Annotated in this window: 25 protein-coding genes; all 25 read left to right on the forward strand. The window is 31.8% G+C overall.

The features are described from left to right. The first annotated feature begins 32 nt into the window (after positions 1-32). Entirely contained in the window at positions 33-2,885 is a 2,853-nt protein-coding gene (locus H526_RS29615; RefSeq protein ID WP_035086078.1) for a VPS10 domain-containing protein, read from the forward strand. 98 nt (positions 2,886-2,983) lie between these two features. Further along, complete coding sequence (locus H526_RS31110; protein ID WP_162144509.1) at positions 2,984-4,108, forward strand: helix-turn-helix domain-containing protein; 1,125 nt, start codon at positions 2,984-2,986, stop codon at positions 4,106-4,108. Positions 4,109-4,224: 116 nt separating this feature from the next. Further along, positions 4,225-8,103: a hybrid sensor histidine kinase/response regulator transcription factor gene (locus H526_RS0119510; protein ID WP_027394559.1), complete on the forward strand. Its 3,879-nt coding sequence runs from the start codon at positions 4,225-4,227 to the stop codon at positions 8,101-8,103. 202 nt (positions 8,104-8,305) lie between these two features. Then, positions 8,306-9,556, forward strand: a complete 1,251-nt coding sequence (locus tag H526_RS31115; protein WP_027394560.1) for a helix-turn-helix domain-containing protein — start codon at positions 8,306-8,308, stop codon at positions 9,554-9,556. 138 nt (positions 9,557-9,694) lie between these two features. Beyond that, positions 9,695-11,299 carry a fibronectin type III domain-containing protein gene (locus tag H526_RS29630; RefSeq protein ID WP_051336244.1) on the forward strand — a complete coding sequence of 535 codons (1,605 nt, stop codon included), beginning with the start codon at positions 9,695-9,697 and terminating at the stop codon, positions 11,297-11,299. A 121-nt stretch (positions 11,300-11,420) separates the two neighbouring features. Next, positions 11,421-12,731 carry a tetratricopeptide repeat protein gene (locus tag H526_RS29635; RefSeq protein WP_051336245.1) on the forward strand — a complete coding sequence of 437 codons (1,311 nt, stop codon included), beginning with the start codon at positions 11,421-11,423 and terminating at the stop codon, positions 12,729-12,731. Positions 12,732-12,764: 33 nt separating this feature from the next. Beyond that, a complete protein-coding gene (locus H526_RS0119530) occupies positions 12,765-13,268 on the forward strand; it encodes a hypothetical protein (protein WP_027394561.1) in 504 nt (167 codons plus the stop codon). Positions 13,269-13,387: 119 nt separating this feature from the next. Further along, a complete protein-coding gene (locus H526_RS0119535) occupies positions 13,388-13,876 on the forward strand; it encodes a hypothetical protein (protein ID WP_027394562.1) in 489 nt (162 codons plus the stop codon). A 152-nt stretch (positions 13,877-14,028) separates the two neighbouring features. Further along, positions 14,029-15,054: a Kelch repeat-containing protein gene (locus H526_RS0119540; RefSeq protein ID WP_027394563.1), complete on the forward strand. Its 1,026-nt coding sequence runs from the start codon at positions 14,029-14,031 to the stop codon at positions 15,052-15,054. 55 nt (positions 15,055-15,109) lie between these two features. Further along, complete coding sequence (locus H526_RS0119545) at positions 15,110-15,619, forward strand: peptidoglycan DD-metalloendopeptidase family protein (RefSeq protein WP_027394564.1); 510 nt, start codon at positions 15,110-15,112, stop codon at positions 15,617-15,619. A gap of 64 nt (positions 15,620-15,683) precedes the next feature. After that, on the forward strand, positions 15,684-16,340 hold the full coding sequence (locus tag H526_RS0119550) for a hypothetical protein (protein WP_027394565.1): 657 nt from the start codon (positions 15,684-15,686) through the stop codon (positions 16,338-16,340). Positions 16,341-16,403: 63 nt separating this feature from the next. Then, positions 16,404-17,024 carry an SIMPL domain-containing protein gene (locus H526_RS0119555; protein ID WP_027394566.1) on the forward strand — a complete coding sequence of 207 codons (621 nt, stop codon included), beginning with the start codon at positions 16,404-16,406 and terminating at the stop codon, positions 17,022-17,024. 20 nt (positions 17,025-17,044) lie between these two features. Further along, entirely contained in the window at positions 17,045-17,641 is a 597-nt protein-coding gene (locus H526_RS0119560) for a hypothetical protein (RefSeq protein WP_035086080.1), read from the forward strand. A gap of 12 nt (positions 17,642-17,653) precedes the next feature. Further along, positions 17,654-18,673, forward strand: a complete 1,020-nt coding sequence (locus tag H526_RS0119565) for an RNA ligase family protein (protein WP_027394568.1) — start codon at positions 17,654-17,656, stop codon at positions 18,671-18,673. Between the two features lie 79 nt (positions 18,674-18,752). Further along, on the forward strand, positions 18,753-19,256 hold the full coding sequence (locus H526_RS0119570) for a hypothetical protein (RefSeq protein ID WP_027394569.1): 504 nt from the start codon (positions 18,753-18,755) through the stop codon (positions 19,254-19,256). A 47-nt stretch (positions 19,257-19,303) separates the two neighbouring features. After that, a complete protein-coding gene (locus H526_RS0119575; protein ID WP_211237850.1) occupies positions 19,304-19,876 on the forward strand; it encodes a hypothetical protein in 573 nt (190 codons plus the stop codon). Continuing rightward, the gene (locus H526_RS0119580) at positions 19,876-20,346 is read left to right on the forward strand and encodes a hypothetical protein (protein ID WP_211237851.1); all 471 of its coding nucleotides are present in this window, start codon (positions 19,876-19,878) and stop codon (positions 20,344-20,346) included. The genes H526_RS0119575 and H526_RS0119580 overlap by 1 nt, the downstream gene beginning before the upstream one ends. 254 nt (positions 20,347-20,600) lie before the next feature. After that, complete coding sequence (locus tag H526_RS0119585) at positions 20,601-21,182, forward strand: hypothetical protein (protein ID WP_155839737.1); 582 nt, start codon at positions 20,601-20,603, stop codon at positions 21,180-21,182. Between the two features lie 100 nt (positions 21,183-21,282). Next, the gene (locus H526_RS0119590; protein ID WP_027394573.1) at positions 21,283-21,603 is read left to right on the forward strand and encodes a hypothetical protein; all 321 of its coding nucleotides are present in this window, start codon (positions 21,283-21,285) and stop codon (positions 21,601-21,603) included. Positions 21,604-21,669: 66 nt separating this feature from the next. After that, entirely contained in the window at positions 21,670-22,005 is a 336-nt protein-coding gene (locus H526_RS29640; protein WP_035086085.1) for a zinc-ribbon domain-containing protein, read from the forward strand. Positions 22,006-22,139: 134 nt separating this feature from the next. Next, positions 22,140-22,697, forward strand: coding sequence for a hypothetical protein (locus H526_RS31120; protein ID WP_027394574.1), 558 nt, complete (start codon positions 22,140-22,142; stop codon positions 22,695-22,697). Between the two features lie 61 nt (positions 22,698-22,758). Continuing rightward, entirely contained in the window at positions 22,759-23,499 is a 741-nt protein-coding gene (locus tag H526_RS0119605; RefSeq protein WP_027394575.1) for a hypothetical protein, read from the forward strand. Between the two features lie 128 nt (positions 23,500-23,627). Continuing rightward, a complete protein-coding gene (locus H526_RS0119610) occupies positions 23,628-24,338 on the forward strand; it encodes a hypothetical protein (RefSeq protein WP_027394576.1) in 711 nt (236 codons plus the stop codon). Beyond that, on the forward strand, positions 24,338-24,637 hold the full coding sequence (locus tag H526_RS0119615; protein WP_027394577.1) for a PKD domain-containing protein: 300 nt from the start codon (positions 24,338-24,340) through the stop codon (positions 24,635-24,637). The genes H526_RS0119610 and H526_RS0119615 overlap by 1 nt, the downstream gene beginning before the upstream one ends. Before the next feature lie 12 nt (positions 24,638-24,649). Then, positions 24,650-26,266 carry a T9SS type A sorting domain-containing protein gene (locus H526_RS0119620; protein ID WP_027394578.1) on the forward strand — a complete coding sequence of 539 codons (1,617 nt, stop codon included), beginning with the start codon at positions 24,650-24,652 and terminating at the stop codon, positions 26,264-26,266. Positions 26,267-26,292: the final 26 nt, after the last annotated feature.

Raw genomic sequence — 26,292 nt, forward strand, 5'->3', positions numbered from 1 at the left:
CTATACTTTCAGCCAACTAAATTTCCATCGTAATGAAAACATATAGCTTAACTTTTTTACTATTACTCAGTAGTATTTCGATTTTTTCTCAACAATTAGCAACCTCTGCTGATGAAATTCAGAAAGGTTTATTACAAAAAACAAAGCTCGAAAAATCGTCATTAGTAAAAAATGTTCCTTTTGAAAATATTGGTCCTTCAGTAATGAGTGGCCGTGTAGTTGATGTGGATGTAAACCCTAAAAGCACTACGGAGTTTTATGTTGGTTATGCCTCTGGTGGTTTATGGTACACTAACAATAATGGAACAACTTTCGAACCTGTTCTAGATAATGCAGAAACTATTAATGTTGGTGATATTGCGGTTGACTGGCAAAAAGGAATTATCTGGGTTGGTACAGGAGAAAATAACTCATCAAGGTCATCATATGCTGGAGTGGGAATTCTAAAATCGACTGATAAAGGGAAAACCTGGAAAAATGTAGGACTTACAGATTCTCATCATATAGGTAGGATCATACTAAATCCATCTAATTCTGATGAGGTTATTATTGGTGTAACTGGTCATCTTTATTCTAATAACGAAGAAAGAGGAATATATAAAACTACCGATGGTGGTATAACTTGGAAAAAGACCTTATTTATTAATAACGAAACTGGAATTATTGATGTTGCTTATGCTCCCAATGATTTTAATACTATGTATGCAGCGGCTTGGGATAAGGATCGTAAGGCTTGGAATTTTGAAGGTAATGGATCAGGTTCAGGAATTTATAAAAGTATAGATGCAGGTAATACTTGGAATAAAATTTCATTAGAAGGAAGCGGTTTTCCAACAGGAAATGGTGTTGGTAGAATTGGTTTGGCTGTTTTTGATTCTAATACTTTATATGCGGTTCATGATAGTCAGTTTAGAAGAGACGGAAGTAAAAAAACTGAAAAAAGTTCTGGACTTACTAAAGATGATTTTAAGGCAATGTCTGTTGATACATTTTTGAGTTTAGAGGATAAAAAGTTAAATAGATATTTAAAAACAAATGGATTTCAGGAAAAGTATCGTGCAGAAAATGTGAAGCAAATGGTACGTAGCGGTTCTGTAAAACCGATCGATTTGGCAAAGTATTTAGAAAATGCAAATGCTGCACTTTTTGATACGCCAGTGATTGGCGCAGAAGTTTATAGAAGTGATGATGGGGGTAAAACTTGGAAGAAAACGCACAAAGAATATTTAGATGATATTTTTTATAGTTATGGATATTATTTTGCTCAAATACAAGTTAATCCAGTAAATAAAGATCACATTTATATTTCTGGAGTACCAATTTTGAAATCTAAAGATGGAGGAGCAACGTATAAAAGCATAAGTGCAGAGAACGTTCATGCAGATCATCATTCACTTTGGATAAATCCAAAGAATCCAAATCACCTTATTAACGGAAATGATGGTGGTGTAAATATTACTTATGATGATGGAGAGAATTGGATCAAAGCTAATCAACCAAGTGTAGGACAGTTTTATGCAATTAATGTAGATCATGAGAAACCGTACAATGTATATGGAGGATTACAAGACAATGGAGTTTGGGTAGGTTCTGTAACCGCTCAAGAGAATGCTTCATGGCACCAAAGTGGTCATTATCCTTGGGAAAGTATTATGGGAGGTGATGGAATGCAGGTGCAAATCGATAATAGGAATAGTAATGTTGTGTATACTGGTTTCCAGTTTGGGAATTATTTTAGACTTAACCGTGATACTGACGAACAAACGTATATCCAGCCAAAACATGAATTAGGAGAATCTCCATACAGATTTAATTGGCAAACACCTATTTTATTATCTCCACATAATCAGGATATTTTGTATTTAGGAGGAAATAAGTTAATGAGATCTATGGATCAAGGAGATGAATGGACAGCAATTTCTAAAGATTTAACCAAGGGTGGTAAAAAGGGAAATGTGGCGTATGGTACATTGACTTCTATTTCTGAATCTATGTTTCAGTTTGGATTAATATATACGGGAAGCGACGATGGCCTAGTATATGTAACTAAAAATGCAGGAGGAAATTGGAATAAAATCTCAGATAGTTTTCCAGCAGATTTATGGGTGTCTAGAGTGGTTGCTTCTAAGCATAAAAAAGAACGTGTTTATGTAAGCTTAAATGGATATAGATGGGATGATTTTAAAGCATACGTTTATATGAGTGATAATTATGGGCAAAGCTGGAAAAATATTGGGAAAGAATTGCCAATATCAGCGGTTAATGTGATAACAGAAGATCCTAAAAATGAGGATGTTTTATACGTAGGATCTGATAATGGCGCATATGTTTCGTTGGATAGAGGAAACACTTGGCAGGTTTTTTCTAAAGGAATACCAAATGTAGCCGTTCATGATATAGTTATACAACCAGTAGCTAATGATCTTTTATTAGGAACTCATGGAAGAAGTATTTATAAAACTAATATTGAACCATTACAGAATTTAACTTCTGAGGTTTTAACTTCTGAATTATACTTGTATCCAATGAGTTCAATAAAAGCTTCTCGACGATGGGGAAGCTCTTGGAGTAAATGGTTAGAAGCGTATGAACCTTCGACAACGGTTAAGTATTATGCAAAAACTGCAGGAAAAGTCACAATAAAAATAGCAACAGAAAGCGAGAAAATACTTCAGGAATTTTCTTCTAGTTCGGATAGAGGATTGAATTATGTGGAGTATGATCTTACTATTTCTGAAAAAGGAAGAAAAGCACTTTTAAAAGAGTTTCCAGATGAAGATATATCTGAAAAGAAAAATGGTAAATATTATCTTCCTGTAGGGAAATATGAGGTTGTTATTTCAAATGGGAAACAAATAGAAAAAGTTCCTTTTGAAGTAAAATAAAGCTTAAACTTGGATTTATTACGGATAGGATTTATATTCACATGTATAAAAGCAATTTACTTTTTATTGCTTTAGATAAAAGTTTATTAACCAACGTAATGAAAATTAACCTATATAATGCGGCAATCTTTTTTGCGTGCATAGCAATCGTTGCTATAGCATTGTGGAGGTTTTATACATATTGGAAAAAGAATAATAAACCTAAATATTTTAATAGGTTTTTAGGATCAAAATCTTTTGATGAAGTCTCCAAAACTAAAGAATCTGAGGAAGAAGCTGTTCAAAAGGCAATTCAGAACTTTAGAATGTCTGGATTAAATCATATGTTTTCGGAAGAAGAATTAGAACTGATACATTATGATAAACCTTCTCAGATTACGGGAATATTAAGTTATTTTTCTACATCATTATTCGATAAAGATAAATTAGATGATGTATTATGGGATATTGTAGAGAATTGTATTGCTTATCTACAATTAGAAGATTGTATCATATATATATTAGATGATTCGAAAAAAGTACTTATTCAAAAGGCGGCATTTGGTAATAAAAATCAAGGAGAACGTAAAATTTTAAGCCCTATAGAAATTTCTCTAGGTCAGGGAATTGTAGGGCAAGTGGCTCAATCTGGAGAGTACGAATGTGTTTATAACGTTACGTATGATGAAAGATATGTAGTAGATGATATTAGTCGTAGTTCAGAGTTAGCAGTTCCCATTACTATTGACGATAAAGTAGTTGGAGTATTAGATTCAGAACACTCGCAAGAAGGTTTTTTTAATGAACATCATATTTTGTTATTTCAATTAATTGCTAAACTTACAGCAAAGAAGCTTGCGCAGATTAATGTTGAAAACACTACAAACATAACTAATGATAATCTATATTTTAAAGAGCTTGATTTTTTAATGAAAGAAGCTAAAATTTATAGAGACGCTAGTTTGGGATTAGAAGGAATCTCCAAAATGCTCAAAATTAGCAGTAATTACTTATCTCAAATGGTTACCGGTTTGAGAGGATCTGATTTTTCAGATTATGTAAATAGTTTTAGAGTCGAAGATGCTAAGTCTAAACTAAAGAATCCTAAATTCGTAAAATATACAACACTAGCTATTGGTTTAGAATCTGGTTTTAATTCTGAATCAAATTTTTATAATATTTTTAAAAAACACGTTGGTGTTTCTCCAAAAGAATATAGACAATCCGAGCAGGAGGTTAAATGAATTAGAAATAAGTACTCAATTTTTTAGGATAAGATATTGTAAAAAAAGTTGTTCTTTTACAGTAAAGGACGATTAATTATGCGTTCTGCTAAATTGTATTAGACTCCTTAAAACTAATGAAGTACATACATAAATTAATAGTGTTTGGTGCTTGCTTTCTATTGTCTTGTTTTCATACTTACGGACAAGGAGAGGTTACTTATAATGTTAAATCTTATAATGTTTTTAATGGATTATCTAATAATTGGGTTTCTGATATATTCCAAGATGAAGATGGTTTTATGTGGTTTGCTACCCAATATGGACTTAATAGGTTCGATGGACAATCCTATAAAAAATATACTTACACATCAAAAAATTCGAGAAGTTTATCAGGTAATTGGGTAAGATCTATACTTCAGTTAAGTGATGGCAAACTTTATATAGGGACTTTAGGTGGGGGAATAGATATTTTAGATCCACATAGTGGAGTATTCGAAAATCTTGAAAAATTAGAGGGTAAAAAAGACATATTAATGGTCAATAATTTGATCAAATATGGAAAAGATAATCTATGGATATCCTCTACAAGTGGGGCCTATAAATATGTTCCTAAAACTCAAAAATTAACTTCGTTTTATAGTAAAAGATCATCAAATATTTCGGTTCTTAATGAAAGAATGTCATTAATAGCGACTAAAGAAGGCTTGTTTGAGGTAACGGATACTATTACAAAAAAATTAGAGCTATTTAATGGAAGACTGATTACTAATATTCTTACTTTATCCAACAAGAGGACTATAGTATATATTGGTAATGAGTTATATAGTATAGAAAAAAGAAATGACCAATGGGTAAAAGAGAGACTTAATTTTGATAGCTCATATATCAGTAAGCCAACAGACAAATCATTCATTTTTCAAGACAATCGAGATTGGGTTTGGCTAGCGGCAGGAAAAAATATATGGAAATTCTCTCCAGATTTTAAGACACAAATTGTACTTAATGCAGAGGATTTATTAGGATATGATTTTTCGGATAGGTTAAGGCTTCTTTGTATTTTTCAGGATAGGGATGATAATTTTTGGATAGGAACTAATGCAGGTGCTTTTCAACTTATAGAAAATAAACCTTTTAGACATCCTGAGATAGGAGCAATCGGAAACGTTAGAGAGATTGTAGAGTGTCAAGGTAAAATGTGGTTTACATTACCTGATGGATTGTATACTTGGGACAAGTCTAAAGGAACACAATTAGAAAAAGTTATTGATTATAGAATGACATCTTTGGTATGCGCATCTAATGGTTCAGTTTATGGATTATTTAAGAATGAATCTGTTGGAATATTAAAGATAGATGCAGAAAATGAACGCATAGTTGAGCAAATATTTGAATCTGAGAAAATAGTAGGGAATCCCTGGAGGATTGTTGAAGATTCAAATAAACGTTTGTGGATTACTCAATGGGATTATTTGATGGTTTATGATACCACTGATGGCAGTTATTTTAGATTTAAAGTAACTAAGAAAAATATAGGAATTATTGATTTATTTTTAGACAAGGATGACAATTTATGGTTAGGGACTATAAGCGGAGGTCTTCTTAAGTTTTCTAATGCTAGCGAAATTGTAGAATCTGCTAATTATAATTTTAAGCGTTTTGTACATAATAAGGATGATTTAAATAGTATTAGTTCTAGTTTGATTCAATCGTTACATCAAACAGAAGATGGAAAGCTATGGATGGGAACTGATGGAGGTTTAAATAGCATGGATATCGAAGAAGAGAAGTTCACCCGATATATGCGAAATGATCGAATGCCAAGTGATAAAATATTAAATATTACTAGTGATAAAAAAGGAGTATTATGGTTAAGTACAATAAGTAACGGTATAACTTCATTCGATCCTGAGAAAAATAAATTTAATACATATACTGTCAAAGATGGTCTATATGATAACTCTATGTTGTTGAGTTCTATTTACCGAGAAGAAGATGGATATATCTGGATGGGAAGTGAAAGAGGTGTAAATTATTTTAATCCAGAACAAGTAGAGGTTACCTCTGATTATAAACCAAATTTGGTTTGGTCATCTTATGCAAAACACCAAAAGGATACAGTTATTACAAGACATTTTCCGAATAAATTAAATGATGTTATTAAGGTTGGTCCTGATGATCAGAACGTTAGTTTTCAATTTTTAGCTTTAACTTTTAAAGAACCACAAAATGTTAGATATCAATTTTGGCTGCAAGGGTTTCATAACGATTGGCTGCCATTACAAGAGAAAGGATTGATTACACTATCATATTTACCCAAAGGAAAATACAAATTACACGTTAGAGCATCTAGTTCAGAGAATAAATGGGAAGTAGTACATGAACCAATATCCATTTTAGTATTGCCTCCTTGGCATAAAACTAATTTAGCTTATATTTTATATGGTTTATCTTTATTACTGTTGATTTTTTCTTTTTATAAAATCCAGTTAAGAAGAAAAATAGCTGAAACAGAGAAAGAGCATGTTTCTAGTTTGGCTGAGGTTAAAACACGATGGTTTAATCAGATTGCCCATGAGTTTAGAACACCTCTTACGGTTATTTTAGGAGCTGTAGACCAGATAAGAACTAGATCTGCAAAAGATGGTTTGGGTAAAGAAAATAAGCATTTACATCAAATTCAAAATCAGGCAAATCATTTATCGAATCAAGTGCATCAAATTTTGGAAATTGCACAGATGCAAGAGGATCAATTAGAAATTGATGAACAGGTAGAAGATTTTATTTCTTTTCAGAAATATCTTTTGTATTCATTTAAATCTCTTGCCGAAGAAAAAGAAATTTCACTTACATTTTCTAGCAATCAAGAAGAATTGTTAATTTATTATGATGACGATAAGTGGAGAAAAGTCACTACCAACTTAGTTTCTAATGCTATTAAATATAATAAAATTGGAGGAGAAGTTTCTTTACAAATTAAATGTATTGAAGATGAAGAAAATTCTATCGTCAATGTTATTGTAAAGGATTCTGGGATTGGGATTTCTTCCGACTTTATAAAAATTCTATATGACCCTTTTACTAGATCTCAAACAGAAAATCAAAATGGTGTAGGGCTTGGATTAACATTAACCAAGGAGCTAGTAGAGTTAATGAAAGGTACTATTAAAGTAGAAAGTAAAGAAGGGTTCGGAACTGTTTTTACTATTAGTGTGCCTGTAATTAATGTTAATAAAGCCCAGAATTCGGAAGAGATAATTATTTCCGAAGAATCATCTTTACCCATTGTTTTAGTAGCAGAAGATCATAAAGAAGTGCAAGAATACATAGAGTTTTGTTTAGCATCAAGCTATAAGGTTCTTGTGGCAAATAATGGACAAGAAGCTTGGGATTTATGTCAAAAACATCTTCCTGATCTGGTAATCTCTGATATTATGATGCCTAAATGGGACGGTATTAAATTAGGTACTATGATTAGAGACAATATAGCAACGAACCATATTCCTCTTATTTATCTAACAGCTAAGGCTAATCAAAATAGTCAAATCGAAGGTTTAAAAATTGGTGCAGATGCGTATTTAGCAAAACCGTTCGATAGAGAAGAATTATTGATTAGAGTAAATCACCTGATAGAAACAAGAAAAATATTAAGAGAAAAATATGATCGGGAGGATGTGGGGAATGTCTCGGAAAATCAGGTAATAGATAGCTTTATACAATCTGTCATAGACAGCATTAAAAACCATATGGATAATGATGAATTTAATGTGCCATTATTAGCAGAAGAACTACATATGAGTAGAGTTCATTTATTTAGAAAAATTAAAAACCTTACTGGTATGTCTCCGACTAAGTTTATTCGAAAAGTTCGGTTACAACATGCACGTGATTTATTGAGAAATAATGAGTTCACGATTGCAGAGATCGCATATCAAACAGGGTTTAAAGACCCTGCTTATTTCAGTAGAGTTTATGTAGAAGAATTTGGAAAGCCACCTTCAGAATCAAGAAAGTAAACCACAAAACCTCAGTGTTTATAGTAGATAATCCATTCATGTAACTGTAGTACAAGCATTCGTAACGACAGTACAACAGAGGATTTAATTCTTGTTTTACCTTGCTTTTGTAATTGAAAGCAATCAATTCCTGTTTGAATAATATAGCCGCTTTTTTTGTGACTTAATTCAAGCAGTTTTGGTAAGGACAAAAAAAATCAAAATGGACATTAAGAAAAAATCAGGCAATAGTACTGCCGAAGAAATCACTCGTAAGTTTATAATAGTATGTTTGTTATTTGCTATAATTGCAATTATAATATCTATACTAGATCGTAATTCAATATCACTAAGTCGTCTATATACAGAATTAAACATTTGGTGTATTCTAATCACATCCCTTCTTTTCTTATTTTTTGAGACTAAAGAAACATCAGAATTGTTATTAAATGATTCTTTTATTACTTCCTTTGATCAGCATAATGCTTTAAATCTTCAGAAGACTAAAAAGAAAGTATATCCCAAAAAGGAAAACAAACCAACAGAGAAAAGTATCAATAGATTATCAATCCCCTATCTTGATGAGGTTTTTGATGAATTTGAAGATGATTATTTGCAAAACGCTCCGATCCAAACAATAGCTATACTAAGTTATTTTGCAACATCACTTTTTGAAAAGAATAATGTAAACGATGTACTCTGGGATATTGTAGAAAACTGTATTTCTCATCTTTATCTAGAAGATTGTGTTATTTATATGTTGGACAAAGAAAAAGAGTATTTGATTCAAAAAGCAGCTTTCGGAAACAAAAACAATGGAGAGAAGAAAATTGTTAGTCCGATAAAAATTAAGATGGGAGATGGTATTGTCGGAAATGTGGCAAAATCCCAAAGGTATCAACGCATTAATGATGTAAGTAAAAACAAAGCTTATATTGTTGATGATGAAACTAGAATGTCCGAACTATCAGTACCAATATGTATTGAAGGGAACATTATAGGTGTTTTAGATTCGGAACATTCGGAAAAAAACTTTTTTACCAATGATCATGTATTCCTATTCCATTTAATAGCAAAACTAACAGAAAAAAAATTAAAGCAAATCTGTGGTAATAATACTAGCTGTAATATAACAAATGATAATACATACTATAAGGAACTTGAATTCTTAATGAAAGAAGCAAAATTATATAGAGATCCTAATTTAGGTTTAGATAGTGTAGCACATAAATTAAAAATTAGTAGTAACTATTTGTCTCAGTTAGTGAATAAATTAACTGGAAAAAATTTCGCAGATTATATAAATACATTTAGGGTAGAAGATGCTAAATTAAAATTAAGGAATACTAATTTTATAAATTATACCATTGTTGGTATTGCTTTAGAATCTGGATTTAACTCTAAATCTACATTTTATAGTTCGTTTAAAAAAGTGACTGGTATTTCCCCTAGTGTTTATAGAAAAACAGGTTAAAAATGTCCCAATTCTTTGAAATTCAAACTTTCCGGATACTTCACGCTTTAAACTGATCTACATTTATTGTCCAGAGTATGTTATAGTTCATTCTGATAAAGATGCTACAAACATTTTTTGATAATAAATTTGAATATTATGAAAAAGAATAATTTTTTATATCTGTTCCTAGTAATAGGTTTAATAATAATTAGTTGCAAAAATGATGATGATTTAATCGTTTTACCCCAAAACCAAAATCCAGGAAATTTCTTAATAGGTGTTAGTCAAGTTACAGCAAATAGTTCGTTATTAAATTGGGATGCAGCAATTGACCCAGATGGTGATACTGTTTCGTATACAATAACACTAAACGGAACTGAAATAGCCTCCTCTCTTACAGATACGGAGTATTTATTAGAAGAACTTTCTCCTAATACTAATTATAACGGAACTGTTATAGCTTCTGATGGTAACAATGGTGCTACTCAAAGCACTTTTTCATTTACCTCAGCTGAAACAACAGGGGATATGGTAGCAATTGCCTGGGAGAAATCCTTTGGAGGCTCTGAAATTGATATTGCATATTCAATAGCACTTACCACTGATGGAGGATATGTAATAGCAGGAGGATCCAATTCTGATGATGGTGATGTAGGAGGGAATAATGATGCAGACGGTTTTTTAGGAGGGGATTTTTGGGTAATTAAATTAAATGGTTCAGGAGATTTATTATGGGAAACTAATATTGGAGGCTCTTCGAATGATGATGTTTATAGTATACAACAAACATCAGATGGAGGATATATTGCAACAGGATCTAGTAATTCTCAAACAAGTATTGATGGAAGTCCTTCTTTTTTCGATTTTTGGGTTATAAAATTAGATGCATCCGGAAACGTGATTTGGGAAAATAATTATGGAGGAAGTGGAAATGAGGGTGCGAACTCTATTAACGAAACATCAGATGGAGGATATATCGTTGCTGGTTTCGCTGGTTCATCAGATGGAAATGTAAGTGGTAATAATGGAATGATGGATTTTTGGATCATAAAAATAGATAGTTTAGGAGCTTTAGAATGGGAAAAAAACTTTGGAGGGAGTGAGTTTGATATCGCGAATTCAATAGAGCAAACTAACGATGGCGGATATATAGTAGGAGGATATACGGAATCTTTTGATGGTGATGTAAGTAATCATTATGGTGACAGAGATTACTGGATTATAAAATTAGATCCTTCTGGAAACCTTGTCTGGGAAAAATCTCTAGGAGGCACATTAGAGGATTTTGCTAATGATGTTCATCAAACTATGGATAACGGGTATATCGTAGCAGGATTTTCTGAATCCTCTGATTTTGATGTTAGTAATAACAACGGAAAAAAAGATATGTGGATTGTTAAGTTAAATAGCTCAGGAGAAATAGTTTGGGAAACCAGTTTGGGAAGTTCAGAAAGTGATAGCGGTCAATCTATTCAGCAAACTACGGATCAAGGATATGTTGTCGCAGGTTACTCTGGAGCAAGTGATGGAGATGTAAGTACTAATAATGGTGGGTATCGAGACTATTGGATTGTTAAACTAAGTGATTTAGGAGAACTATCTTGGGAAATTAGCGTTGGAGGTCCAGAACCAGATTATGCCAACGCAATTCAGCAAACCAACGATGGTTATATTGTAACAGGACATGTTCAAGGGCCTGGAGGTGATATTAGTGGTTCTGGTAAAGGTAAATGGGATTATTGGGTAGTAAAGTTAGAATAAACAGTTAGACAAAATTATGTAGTGATAGAGTTTTTTTGTCCAATTTGCTTTTCATTACTTGTGGATCCTCATTATCTAACCTAACCGCAGTGATGAGGATCCTTTTTTTTAAATTTAAGATATGAGACGATTTACAATAATTTTAGTATGTACCTTTTCTACTTGTTTTTTTGGGTATTCTTGTTTTTGGGATTATGACACTATAGAAATGGAAAGAATGCAGTTTCCAGATGTAATTGAGTTAATATCAGGAAAGTTTTTAAGGCATTCACCAGAGTTTTATCAATGGCGAATACAAGATAGAAAGGAAAAACTAGAGAAATCTCCGGATAACTTAGAACTATATGATGATCTTGCCGTTGCGTATTCAAAAATTGGTGATGATCCTAAAGCAATTCAAATTATTCTAAAAAAGGATAGTATCGCTCCTAATAACTATAAAACATATGCTAATCTCGGAACTTTCTACATCCATAATAATCAATTAGAAAAAGGAATAGAATATATTGACAAAGCAATTGCAATAAATCCAGAAGCTCATTTCGGAAGAGAGATTTATCAACGACATTTAGTTGAATATGTACTAAGTAAAAGGAAAAACGGAAAAGTTGTTCTTCCATTATCATTGGGATTTGATGATACTCGTGGAGGTTTTCCTATAAAGACATTTGATAATTTTTATACTTTTATAAGTGATAAATACTATAGTAAGAAAGCAGATACTATAGAAAAGAAATTATTGCCAAAAGAAGAACTTCAAAAAGCAGTCAAAGGCGTTATGGGGATGATGAAGTTTGGTAATTATGACTCACCAATTTTACTAGAAGCCCTAGGAGATTTATTAATGGCAAGTGGTTGGAAAAGTGGAGCAAGACAATTAGCCGCAAGAGCATATTTTAAGGCTTCTTACCACAGCAAAGAAAAAGCTACAAAGGAGTTGTATGATCAGAAGATTGCACTTACACTCTATTACCAGTATACAAAAAGAAGAGGTGGTCGATTTACAATCGATGAGCTAGAAAAATTATTAAAAGAGGAAATTACAGAAGGAACTGCATATTATGAAAAAATACGTAAAGACGAGATCAGGTGGATAGAACTTGACAAAGATCCGGAGATTGAGTTTTCAAAAAAATATTATCAAGAACCATCACTTGGGACACGAATTCAGGAAGCAAGTACTTCAATAGATATAGTTGAAAATAATTATCAAAAATATAAACCAGATGAGACGACTCATCTAAAACTATCGTCAAAAGACACTATTTTTTTGAAGGATAATCTAGAAACTGAAACTGATACAAAACTAGAAAAAGAACAAAAGGCAACAGATAATAATCAAACGAATATACCTACCATAGTTTTCTTCATAATTCCTGTTGTTATTATCATTTTAGTGTACGCTATTAAAGTTCGTGGAACAAAATTTTAGTAAAACTCTTTTGCAAAAGAAATCATATCTAAAATGAGGTATATAGTATTTTTTATTGCGTTAGTTAGTATTTCCGAATCTCATGCGCAACATTGCCCTTGGGATTTGTCGTCAATTGTAATAGTTGATGTTAGTGAATCTAAAACAGGGAAAACAATCAATGGTTTGAAAATTATTGTAACAGATTCTAAAGGAAATCCGTATGAAAATGAATCTTATGGAGAAAACGGAACAAATGAATTGGTGTTTACTCAAAATATAGACAAGATTATACAGAAACGCTCTAGTTTTAATCAATTCCCATTATGTAATGGTTGCTATATACTAATAGTCTCGGGAAAAGGGAAATTGTATGAGAAATTTATAATGATAAAAGATACTACTTTCAAAAAAAGACAACATTTTCAAACCAAAATCGTAAAAATTAAGCCGGAAAATACTCAAAGCCTCTGTAGAGAAAGTCCTATTTGGAGTAACAATGATTTTTTAAACAAAATGAAGATTAATGTACTATTAAACAAGAGGGGTCTTCCATAATAGATATGACATCTTTAAAAGTCCTAAATAATATCCGGATTCTTTGAAATTCAATGTTTTCGGACATCTAAGAGCAAGAGTCACAATACTTTTAATGTATTAACTAAAAATTATTTTACATGAAAAAACAAATCAAAAAACTAGCACTATTTTGTATAATAGCACTAGTTGCATCGTGCTCAAAACCTGAATTAGACAATACAGATGAAACCTTAGCTACACCAAAAGTCGAAATTGTAGAAAGTGCAAAAGACTGGGGATTTCCGGGTGATGATGAATGGCAAATTCCACATCTTGTTGGGGTGTACGGTCCTTCTTCTTTAGATGCCTATGAGGTAGGAACGTATTCATATTTTTTGCCAAAAGATGTATTAGCTTCACTTCCTAGTAGCCTAAGAGGTTTTAGAATAAGATTTTGGGCAGAAAATACTTTTGGGTTTCTAATACCAATTCAAACCGATAACGTAGGTGCTAGTACTTCAAGCCTTAGTTTTCCTGTGTATGGAAGTGGTAGCACAACTAGGTGGCGCATAGAATATATGGTATATAATAAAAAAACAGGATCAGTTGTTGATTCAAAATTTAAAGATGTCTTAGTCACTAATTAATAAAATAACCAAGTGGGTTGAATACTCAACCCACTTGGTTTAGATTATGTATTTGTAAAAAAATATCCGAATTCTTTGAAATTCAAACTTCTCGGACATGTAAGGTAAAATTGGAGGTTATTTTTGATCATATGTTATTAAAAACGTGTGATATGAAAAATAGATTTAGAATTGGATACATTTTTAGGCTATTAACAGTTTTGTTGATTGTTTGTAGTTGTGAATTAAAAGAAGAAGATATACATGAAGAGGCTTCTCAGGTTTCTTCAGAAAAAATGCTCCCAATAGGTGGAATTACGCTTCCAAATACTGTAGTAAATGAAGAAACTCCATATGGAGGAAGAGCAGCTCATACTTCAACCGTGTTTGATGATAAAATGTGGGTGATTGCGGGCATCAGAAACCAATTTACGTATAACGATGTTTGGAGTAGCAAAGATGGTAAAAATTGGGAAGAAGTAAATCCTAATGCGTCATTTGCAGAGCGTTATGGTCATACTATGACTGTAGCGGATAAGAACATGTGGATTGTAGGAGGTACTCAAGGAAATCAGTACTTTAATGATGTTTGGCGCAGTACTAATGGAAAGGATTGGATACAGACTGCAAAAAATGCTCCTTTTTCTGCACGTAGATGGCACACGCTGGCAAGCATAGAAAACAGGATGTTTTTGATTGGTGGGTTAAGTGATAATTTTGATGTAAAAGGAGATGTGTGGATTAGTAGTGATGGAGTACAATGGAACTTGGTAACGAATCTAGCTCCATTTGGCAGGCGATATGGACATGCAACGGTGGTATATGATAATAAAATATGGGTTATCGGAGGATACGACAATAATGGAAATTACCTAAATGATGTTTGGTATTCTATAAATGGATTTCAATGGAATTTAGCTACTACTAGCACTCAGTTTTCTCCTAGAAGAAATCACGCTGTTACCGTAAGTGAAAAAGGAATGTGGTTAACAGCAGGTATAGGTCCTAAAAATGATTATTATGATGATATTTGGTTTAGTCAAGATGGGATTGCTTGGGAGCATGTGAATGTGAAGAAAAAATTTCCTTCTAGAGGATATCATACTTCTTTATATTTTGCTAATAAATTATTAGTTCTTAATGGTTTTAGTCTGGAAAATGGTGCTACATATTTTCAGGATATGTGGGGATATCAATAATACTTGATAAGGTAAAAACAGGCTAGGTTTCGATATGAGATTAATCAGGTTTTTAATGATTTTTATGCTAGTAATAGGTTGTGGTGATGATGATTCTTTAATCGATCAGATTTCTCCATCTTTTAGTATTACACCTATACCAATTGATCAGGTTAGTTCATTTATTCCATTTGGCGAGTCGTTAACTCCAACTCAACAAAACCCAGCGATTGAATATTTCACCAACCAATCGGATATAGAGGTAAGAGCAGTTTGTGACGGTGTTGTTGAAGATATCAGAATGAATATAAATATTGAGGATTTAGAGGTATGGATAAAACCAAGTAATAATTCTAACTGGCTCATTATTTATGACCATGCATTGGATATAAATATTTCTGTTGGTGATCAAGTGGATGCAGGTCAGATTATTGGTGTTATTGGTATTGGAAACAGGACAGAACTTCAAGTAAATGATGATCAAAATATAGCAAGGTGTCCACTACAATTCGGAACAGAAAATTTTGTACAACAACACATTAACTTTTCTGAAGAATGGTGTACTGCAGAAACAGTTATTCCTTAGTAGGTCATCGATAAAATTTAATATGAGTTAAATAATTGCTTTATAGATTGTTAAGGGTGTGGGAATGAATTACAGTAAAAAATATAATTATCTTGATTTTAGAGAGTTTTTACAATATCCCTATTACCAGAAGATAGCGCGATTGAGCAGTGCAAAAAGATTACTTGAGTATCAAGTCGAATTCATTGATATATACTCAAAATATATCCCACTATATCCTTCGGTCAAATGCGAACGCTTAGAATTTTTATATCTCTGTTATAGAACTGTGCAGGCTATGGATGAAAAACTGTTTCAGGATTTTGTCAATTTTAATTGGAGAGGAATAGTATGGGCTTGTTGGACAGGTTGCATAACGCCATATCCAAAATCATATATGATAGAACAGCTAAAAGAAATAGAAGATGATCTGCCTTATAATAAATGGTTAATAGAAACTGCTGTCAACATTTTATCCGGAAAAAGTAAGGATGATGAATTATATAAGTACATATCTAAATTAAAATACTTCATAGGATTAATGCCAAGAGTGGAAATACCTTTACGGCCATTACCTAGTGAAAAACAATTACATAATCAGGAAATATTTAGAAATAGATTAAAAACAATTTATCAGACGAAAGGCACAAATGAAGCAATCATTTTTTTTCAAAAAAATAAGTCTTCAATTTATGATGTGAGCTATAAAGAGTGGCTAAGAAATATATCCAAAATAAAGTAAAAAAAGCTCTTTTAAATTCGGTTAACAACTTAATATTTAAATAAATAATTTAAAAAAAACGTTATGAACTTGATAAAAAAAATACTCATAGTTTTCATACTATGTCAAGGCTTTTTAAACGCACAACAACAAAATTCGATTTCGGTTATTGGTGAAGCGAATAAAACAAATGAAATCAACACCTATATTGTAAATGTAGAATTTAGGGAAGTTATAGGTTATAAGAATAGAAATAATATTAATATAAAAAGCAAAACAGTAAGCGAATTAGAAAAGGAATTTGCAGCTGCATTAAGCAAAGTGAATATTAATTTCAGTCGTTTCGAAGAGGATATAATGTATCGTATTTCTTCTTATGATTATACAAACTCTTCTTTTTATTTTTACAAGACAACTTCGTTAGATGAAGTAAAAAAAATAATAAGTCAAAAAATAGAAGGTGTCACTAATACTAAAGTAGATATTATTGCTAAGGAAATGACCAATGAACAAATTGGAAAATTAACTAAAGAGGCTGTAGATGATGCGAGAAAAACAGCTGATCAGATAGCTATCAATATAGGAAAGAAAGTAGGAGACGTTATCCAAATTGAAAACCCAAATAACAAATACAAATATTATAATGCGGTGGCCGTAAAGGAGCCAACAAAGTATTATATTAAGGTTGTTTTTTCGCTAGAATAATTATGATTAAAATAGTTCAAATGAATCCAGTTTTATTAATGTGCCTATTATGTTTCCTAGGTTTAAGTTGTAATACTAAATCAAAGAATTTAGAAAAGGTTTCTAGTATTGAAACCAAAGTAGAGGATACACTTGCTATAGGATATACCTATTGGTGGCCACAAAATGGTCCTTTTATTGGTAATTGTGGCGAAAAATACAGTCTGGTTTTTCAAGGAACTATTAATGAAATTTATAAAAAAACCGAAAAAGAACAGTATGAATTTCAAACGGGAATTGTAAGAATAGATGAGGTGCTTCTTTCAAAAGAACTTAAAAACAGCAGCTACCAAGAAGAAACATACGTTTCTTCTGATTGTTTTGCTAATGTAGATGTTAAGAAAGGAGATAAAGTGATCGTTTTTTGTTATGAATATGAAGGTAGTAATAGTATTCCTGGTGGAAAATCAATACTAAAGATTAGCGAGGGTAATGATCCAATTGTAACATCAATAAAACGATACATTCAATCAGACCAAAATCCCCTGTCTATCGAAGATGATGTACACATTTGGGAAGAAATAGAACTTGGATCAGAACTGAGACAAATTATTTCTTGTAAAAGAACTATTCTCTAAAATTAAAACCCAATGATAGAAAGTTTTTCTGGATATGAAAAAACTGCTAAGAATTTAAAAGGTTTTGATGCGAATGATTTTAAGTCTTTGGATAAGTTAGATTGGGTTGCAACAGAAAAAATACACGGTGCCAATTTTAGTTTTATCTATGAAAATAGAGAGCTTACATTTGCTAAAAGAAAGGAATTACTGACCTGGAAAAGTGATTTTTTTGGTTTTCAACTAGTGGTAAAACAAATCGAAAGTAATATTCTTGAGCTTTTTGAAGAGTTAAGCTTACAATATAAAGCAACAAGGTATATTATTTACGGAGAGCTTTTTGGAGGCATATATCCACATGAAAATGTTACTCCAGATAAAAGAGTACAGGCTATACAAACAGGTGTTTATTATGACCCTTCTATAAACTTCTTCGCCTTCGATATAGCAATAATTTCCGATGCTAAGTACTATCTATCATACAAAGAAAGTATAACATATTTTGAAAAATACAATATATCATTTGTCAAACCACTATTCGTTGGTAAATTATCAGAGGCTTTAAATTTTAATATATCAATAAATTCTAAAATACCGCAAGAGTTAAACTTACCCAATATATCTGATAATTTAATCGAGGGAATAATAGTAAAACCATATGATTATACAATAAATGTAAATAAGAGACCAGTCGTTAAAATTAAGAACAATAAGTTCGAAGAAGAAAATAAATTCCATCAGGCAAAAAAGTGGGCTTTTACTGAAAACACTAATTCTTATACAGAAGAACTATCATTTTTAATAGCTGAAATACGGAATTATTTGACTAAAAATAGATTAGATAGTGCTATTTCTAAAATAGGGGCTGTGGATCACAATAAGAAGCAAAGAATATCTGAATTAGAAAATGAATTTCTAGAAGATACTTTACTAGATTTTAATTTGGATAATAATGAGATTTTAGAAGGTATTGATAAAGCAGAACAGAAGTGGGTCATAGATCGAATAAGAGCTGATATTAGACAACTCATAGAAGACTTTAGGAGAGAATAAGACTAATAAAAACCGAAGTTATGATTGTAGATACTAGTATGTTGTGTTTAATTGAAAAAATGATCTAAATATTAATTAAATGGATGAGTTTGAAAAAAAATACCCATATCAAGGCAAATGGTTTTTAATCATTTTAGGTATTATTCTTTTTGGAGGAGCCGCTGTTTTATTTTTTATTAAAGCTATTGATAATGAAAAAGGGTTAATTATTAATAAACTAATTAAGTTATCTGAAACAGAAGCGGCTATTTTTCATTGGATATTTTTTACCATTAGTCTTTTATTTGTAATTGCTGCATCTACTGGTGCATATCTCAAACTTAAAAAGAAAGAGTTTTTAGTATTAAAAACAGATTCTATTATTATTCCCCCAGTAGGTTTTAAAAGAGTAAGAACTGAAATCAAGTTTTCTAATGTCATATCTATAGATGAGATGGAAGTTAATAGAAATCTATTTTTGACAATTGTTTTTGAAGGTGGTAAACGAACAGTTACTAGCAATTTATTGGAAAAAAAATCCGACTATCAATATATCAAAACCTACATTTCAAACAAAATAAACACAACACAACAAGATGTATAATTCATGGCTACCCGCTGGCTAAGCTACGAAACTATGCATTAAACGATATGCTTAACAAACTTTTCATCCCACATATGAAAGTAATGAGATTAATAACGTTTTTATTAGTACATATAATAAGTATACCTACTCTTCTTGGACAAGGGGATCATAATCTTTATATAGAGAAAAACATTAATATGAATCTTGCTGGGGGAGTGGCTTATGGAATACAAGGTATAGCAATACCACCATATACTTTTAAGTTATCTGCAGGTATAGAATATACTATTGGGAAAGGTTCAATATATGCCTTACCGGGAGTTTCTGCTGGAATTGCTCCAGTTATTTTTTTTCATTTTGAAACTGGTATGGGATATCGATTTATGACCATTGATTATAGTACGAATTTTTATAAGACTAAAGAAGATGAGGTGACGCGAAGATTCAGTAACGGAAATATTAATTTGGGAATTCGATTTAAACTAAACAAAAAACGACAACGTAATTTATTTTTATGGATTAAAGCAGGCAAAAGCATTTCTGAAAAAGGATATGATGATGAGTTTCCTCCAATATGGAATGGATATAATGTAGAAGCAAGGATTGTATATAAAGTTTTTAAATTGTTTAAAAAATGATGAGAGGGAGCAAAATTCTAATTTGTATTACGTTTATGATTTGTCAGCATTTTTGCTTTTCACAAAAAGAAAAAGAATTTGCAAATCGAGAAGAAATAAAAGAGGAATGTCAACAAATAATTGATGATTTTTCACAAAAGGATATTGTTGGTGGCCTCATCAAAATAGGGATGATGTGGGTTTTCATACGAGATGAATATAAATATACACAGCAGAGAGCAATGGATCACTTTGACACATTTGAAGTCGAATATGGTGCTTCAATTGGGAATAAGTTGGTGAAGGAAGATGTAATCGAAGATTTGATGTATATGATAACGTATGTCTTAAAATATGAAATGAGTGGTGTACTAATAAAGTTTACATTTTATAAAGGAAAAAATGACAATTGGTATCTGAATGACTTTAAGTGGGATAACGATATACTAAGTTTGTTTAAAGAAAGCAGGAAAGAATTCACAGAATATTGAGGAATTTTATAAACTAAGAGTAAGTACTAGACACTATCCATTCTGAATCAAAGTTTTTATATCTCCTAATTCTTCAAATCTAAAACCGTAGCTAGTGGAGTGATAGATATATGTTAGGTATCTTTAATTGAAGACGGTATTAATTATCTAAATACGTCCGAATTTATTGAAATTCAAACTTTTCGGATAGTGAAAAAACCACCCTTATTTAAGTTTGCTTCATTAACATTAAAAACTTTTATAAAATGAAAGCAATGAAAAATTTAATTGGATGTGTGATGATTGTATTACTATCCATATGCAGTATCTCTTGTGAGGGAGAAGATGGTGCGGTAGGACCGCAAGGCGAACAAGGTATTCAGGGTGATCAGGGTCCGCAAGGAGATCAAGGGGATCAGGGTGATCAAGGAGATACAGGAACAGCGAATGTTGTGTATTCTGATTGGATTGCCAGAGATTTCGAAGTTAGTGGACCGCAACCATCCAACACACAGTTACTAACTACACTTAGTTCTGCTGAGTTAAATCTTAGTGAAGATGTAGTATTAGTTTATGGGCGTCGTGAAGTAAACGCTATTTTGTCTGAGGTATATCAACTTCCTTATGCTCTCACTAGCCAACAGGAATATTATACTTTTCAGGTGGCAAATTTTACAACTGGTGTAACTATACGAATTGAAGTATCAGCATTGGATAATGATGGAAATAACAATTTCACTTTTTTCAATGACTTCAGATATGTCATAATTCCCGGTGGAGTAGCTGCTGGAAAATCTGCAACGGACTATGAGAACATGTCTTATGAAGAAATAGTTCAGCTTTTTAATATCCAATAATCGTCCTAGAATAATTTAAAAAACCCTGAGTCCCCTATCTCGGGGTTTTTATAAATTTTTATGAGTATTAGAGATTCAGTTTAATGAGAAATAGTATTGTATGAGTGAACACGTATCGAGGAGTAGAAATTCATTTTTCATTACAGAAGAAAAGAAATATAAATATTTGGGAGGGTATTTAACCATAGATGATTTTAAAATAAGAATACCATCTATAGGTTTAAAAAGAAAGTTCACCACTATAGCGCTATTGAGCATATTTGAAATCAATGAAGTTTATATAAATGATAGTTATTTATTAATTCTTCATTTCGAAGGTGGAAAAAGAAATATTAGTAGCAACCTAATGTCCAAAAAGGATGAATATTTAGAAGTTAAAAAATTGATTTTGATTAAATCAAATAACAATAATATAAGTTAAAATTACCCTGAAAACACAGAAGATTATAGGTGTAGTTTTAAGGAAAATTATAAAAATTAAAACACTATGATAATTTTTGGCAGCAGATCAGTTTATGTAACATCTAAACAATCTACCGGATCTATTTGTCCAAGTTGTGGTACTAAAGGTTCATTAAGGCTAATTGTGTTTAGAAGACATGTTCATGTTTTTTGGATTCCAATATTTCCCATAGGTAAAAAAGGAATGTCTCAGTGTCAGCATTGTAAAAATGTTCTTAATATAAAGGAGATGCCGGAACCTATAAAACAAGATTGTATTGCTTTAAAAAATAAAACTAAAGGACCGATTTGGCAATTTGCAGGATTGGGAATACTCATAGTTATGATCCTTTGGGCTGCACTAATGACGAATATGAAATGAATAAAAGGCTTATTTATTAGAAGGAATTTTTATCCACCCAAATACGTCCGGATTCCTTGAATATCAAATATATCGGACATGTAAAGGACAAGTGATATTTATGTTTGCCGTATAATTTTAAAACAATAAAAGGGATGAAAAATTTAGTAAAATGTTTGATAATAGTTACAATATCATTGTTCATATTTTCTTGTTCTGATGGAGAAGATGGTGCTGTTGGTCTTGCTGGTCAAGATGGGATTGATGGAGTTGATGGGATCGATGGAGATACGGGAACGGCAAATGTTATTTATTCTGATTGGATTCCTAATGGTTTTTCTGTTGGAGGAGGTTTAAATCAAAAAGTTTTTACTCTGGCTAACAGTCAAGAAATTATTGATTTGGATATTGACCTTGACATAAGTGTAGTGTTAGTTTATGCAAGAGGAGAAAGTGTTCTTTTAGCAGTAGGATTGGAAGCTGTACCGCTGCCGTATGAGTATCGGTCAGAAGAACAATTATATACATATTCAATTGATAGTGGTCAAATAAGAGTATTAGGTTTGGTTACAGGTGGAAATAGTAATGATTTTGATTTTTTCGAAGATTACCGATATGTTATAATACCTGGTGGTGTAGCCGCAGGAAAATCAGTAGCTGATTATAAAAACATGACTTATGAGGAAATAGTAGACCTTTTTAATATTAAATGATGACTCTTAAGAAATTAAAGATTTACAGCTTTTCCTATAAATCACTAAAACTAAATAACAGATGAAAATAATTAAATATATAGGAATATTATTGTTTGTGGTAATTATAAGTGCTTGCAACAGTGATGATGACTCTAATAGTATAAGTATTGAGTATGAACAAAATTTTATTGAGACTAGCTTTTTGGAGGAAGGAGAAACGAGCCCTGCAACAATAAATATGTTAGAAGAAAATGGAACATTCTCTGCTACAACATTACCTTCATCAGAAGGAGTTGACCTCGTAGGGAATTCTATTTTTATTAATTCGGAAACCGGAGTACTTAGTTGGAATAATTCTTTACCTCTTGGTGAAATTAATGTATTTGTTACAGCATTGAATGAATTTGGAACGGGCTCTGTAACGATAACAATTAACAATGTATTTACTGGGCGAAATAAGTTTATGACTGGAGGCTTCAATAATGATACTTCAGATGATCCCTTCTCATCTATTATTGAAGATAATCTCCTTTTTAAATTACGAGATGATGGTGTGGTAACATTACTTTCTGAGTTCGAATCAACTGTAGTTGGTGGCGGAAATTGGAAGGCAGAAGGAGATACTATAAGGGCTTCATATACACATATCGATTATCCAGGAGAAAATCTAGTAATGAAAGGTGTTTTATCTACAATATTACCCGATGATCCTGCAATTGATTCTGAAATTGTATTTTCTGGGTTATGGGGGAAAGGACTTGATGAGAATGATAATATCGAAGAGTTAATGGGAGCATTTAGTTTTAAAGATGATTTCTAAAAATTAAAAACTTTTTTATTCTATAATACGTATTTGTGTAAGTCACACCTCACCCCTTTTTAAAAGAGCAGTAGGCTTATAAGTTTTAAAGCTTACTGCTCTATAATAATGTTTTAATTGAAGAATAGATGAAGACAATAAAATATATAGGAGCATTATTTTTTTTTATTATTATAAATGCTTGTAATAATGATGATGACAACAATGGATTAACAGTTGTATATGAAGAAAGTTTCATTGAGACCAGTTTTTTAGAAGCTGGAGAAACGTTACCACCAGCAGTGAATTGGTCAGAAGAGAGAGGAACATTCTCTGCTACAACATTGCCGAACACGGCACCAGATGATTTATTTAATAGAAATACTTTATCCATAGATGAAGAAACAGGTATACTTTCCTGGGATAGATCGATCCCGTTGGGTGAGACAGAAGTTTTTATAACAGCATCTAATTCAATAGAAAGCGCAACAATAACCGTTACGATTAAAAACTCTTTTGTCGAAGGTCTGTTTTATGGTGGATTTAATAACGACGTAACCGATAATTCAAACGAGTCTTTTGGTTCTGGTAATTCTATAAATTTTACAAAAGAAGGAACAGCTGGGTTATTAGGTATTAGTGATGGTGATATATTTTCTATGGAGGGGACTTGGATTATAGATGGATCAATTATGATAGTCAATTTTGATAATAACAATCGTGTATTGAAAGGTATTGTGAATGGTAGAAGAGGTGAACCAGCAGCTACGTTTAACGGAGAATGGGGAGAAGGGTTTGATCAAAATAATAATATCGAAAACATCAATGGAGCGTTTAGGTTTTCACTAGAGGGAGAGTGATGAGAAATTTTCTTTACCTTTTATTATTTAGTAACTTTTCTGCAATTGGTCAAGTAACACTACAAATAGAAACAAGTCGAATTACAGGAGTAGCTCCATTATATGTTTTTTTTGATGCAACACAGTCAGCAGGTTTAGATGGAACGAATGATTTGACAAATTCCGATTTCTCTTGGAGTTTTGACACTACTAATACAGATGCTGATGGTACTTGGGAGATCTCTAAAGGTATGGTAGCGGGACATGTTTTTGAACAACCAGGAGTATATACGGTACAATGCACGGTAACAGACCCTTAAGGGAATGTAGATATGCAAACTATTACCATAACAACAACTTCTTTTACAGGAATAACATATTATGTATCAGAAGATGGGGATAATTCTAATGATGGAGTTACTGCAGAAACCGCCTGGGAAACTGCAGAACATGCCTTACAACAATTGAATAGTAATGAGCAAATATTGTTTAGAAGAGGAGATACTTTTGATACTAATGGGGAAAATATTGAAGAACTACAAAATGGACCTATTATTATTGGCGCATATGGATCAGGGAACTCTCCAGTTTTAACTTCTAATACAGAAGAAGTTTTACAATTAATAAATTCTTCTGATATAAGGATTATGGATCTTCATTTAATACCACAAGGTACTGGTCCATTTGGAGCAGGAGCAATTACAGTTTTAAACAACTCCGAGAATATTGTAGCACTTCGTCTGGAGATAGAACAAGCAACAGGAAGAGCAATTTACCAAGATGAATCAAATCTTTTTGGAGTTTTTGATTCTCAATTACATGATTTTGGAGTTATAGGTGTATTCTCTGGTGATAGTAATCGTTTTTCTTTTGTGGGAAATACAATAGATCAATTAATAGGTACTGCGCAACCCGAACATGGCATCAGGATTCAAGGAGGGGAAAAGCAGTTTTTAGCACATAATATATTAACAAACTTGGTAGATACCAAAACGGCTATCACTGTTAGAGGTGATGGACAAAGGCATGTTATGATTTATAGAAATAATATGGATAGAATATTAGGTGTTAATCCTCAAAATGCTCAAACTATTGCCGCAATTTCTGATGTGACTATAGAAGGTAATTATATTGGTCAAAATTCGGATTACGTTGGTCAATCCTTTGGACCAACGATAAATGGAATTAATATAGAAGCGACTAATGTCACTATCAGAAACAATGTTATTGATGGATATCGTAATGCGGTTTTTATAGGTAATGACGGTAATGGTGTACTTTCTGGTGAAGTAGATGTGTTTCATAATACAGTAAATTGGAGACCTGTAACTCCAGAAAGCGGAACATCTGGTCGAATTGTAAGAGTTAGAGATGCTTTTGAAGTAAATATCCAGAATAATGCTATTTCAGTTTCTAATGAAATGGAAGGAGAAATTCTAAATCAAGACGGCCTTAGCACAAATATCTTTACCAGTAGTAATTTAGTTACTGAAAATCCGAATTATATCTCAGGAACTTTGCCTGAATCAGCGGCAGATCAAAACAATATTTTAAATTATACACCCACTGAATTCAGCCCAATGGTCAACCAAGGAAGTAATAGCATACCAGTCTTTTTTGATATAATGAATAATCAAAGACCATCTGGTTCTAATAAAGATATAGGAGCTTTTGAATTTATAAATATTAATCTATCTATAGAAGAAAGCTTACAGGAAAGTTTTTTCATTTACCCAAATCCAGTTACTGATTATATTTATATAAACAGCATCAATGCCATATATGATGTAGCTTTTACGGATATAAATGGCAAACTATTGTTTAAAAAGGAAGGATGTAAATCCCCAATAGATATAAGAAATTTTCCACAAGGTTTATATTTTTTATCTCTGAAAAATGAAAAAATGGTGGTAACCTATAAAATTATAAAACAAACTATTCCAAATTAAACTAACTTAGTGTCAAACTTTTATTA

The sequence above is a fragment of the Aquimarina latercula DSM 2041 genome (genome assembly GCF_000430645.1).
Lineage (GTDB): Bacteria > Bacteroidota > Bacteroidia > Flavobacteriales > Flavobacteriaceae > Aquimarina > Aquimarina latercula.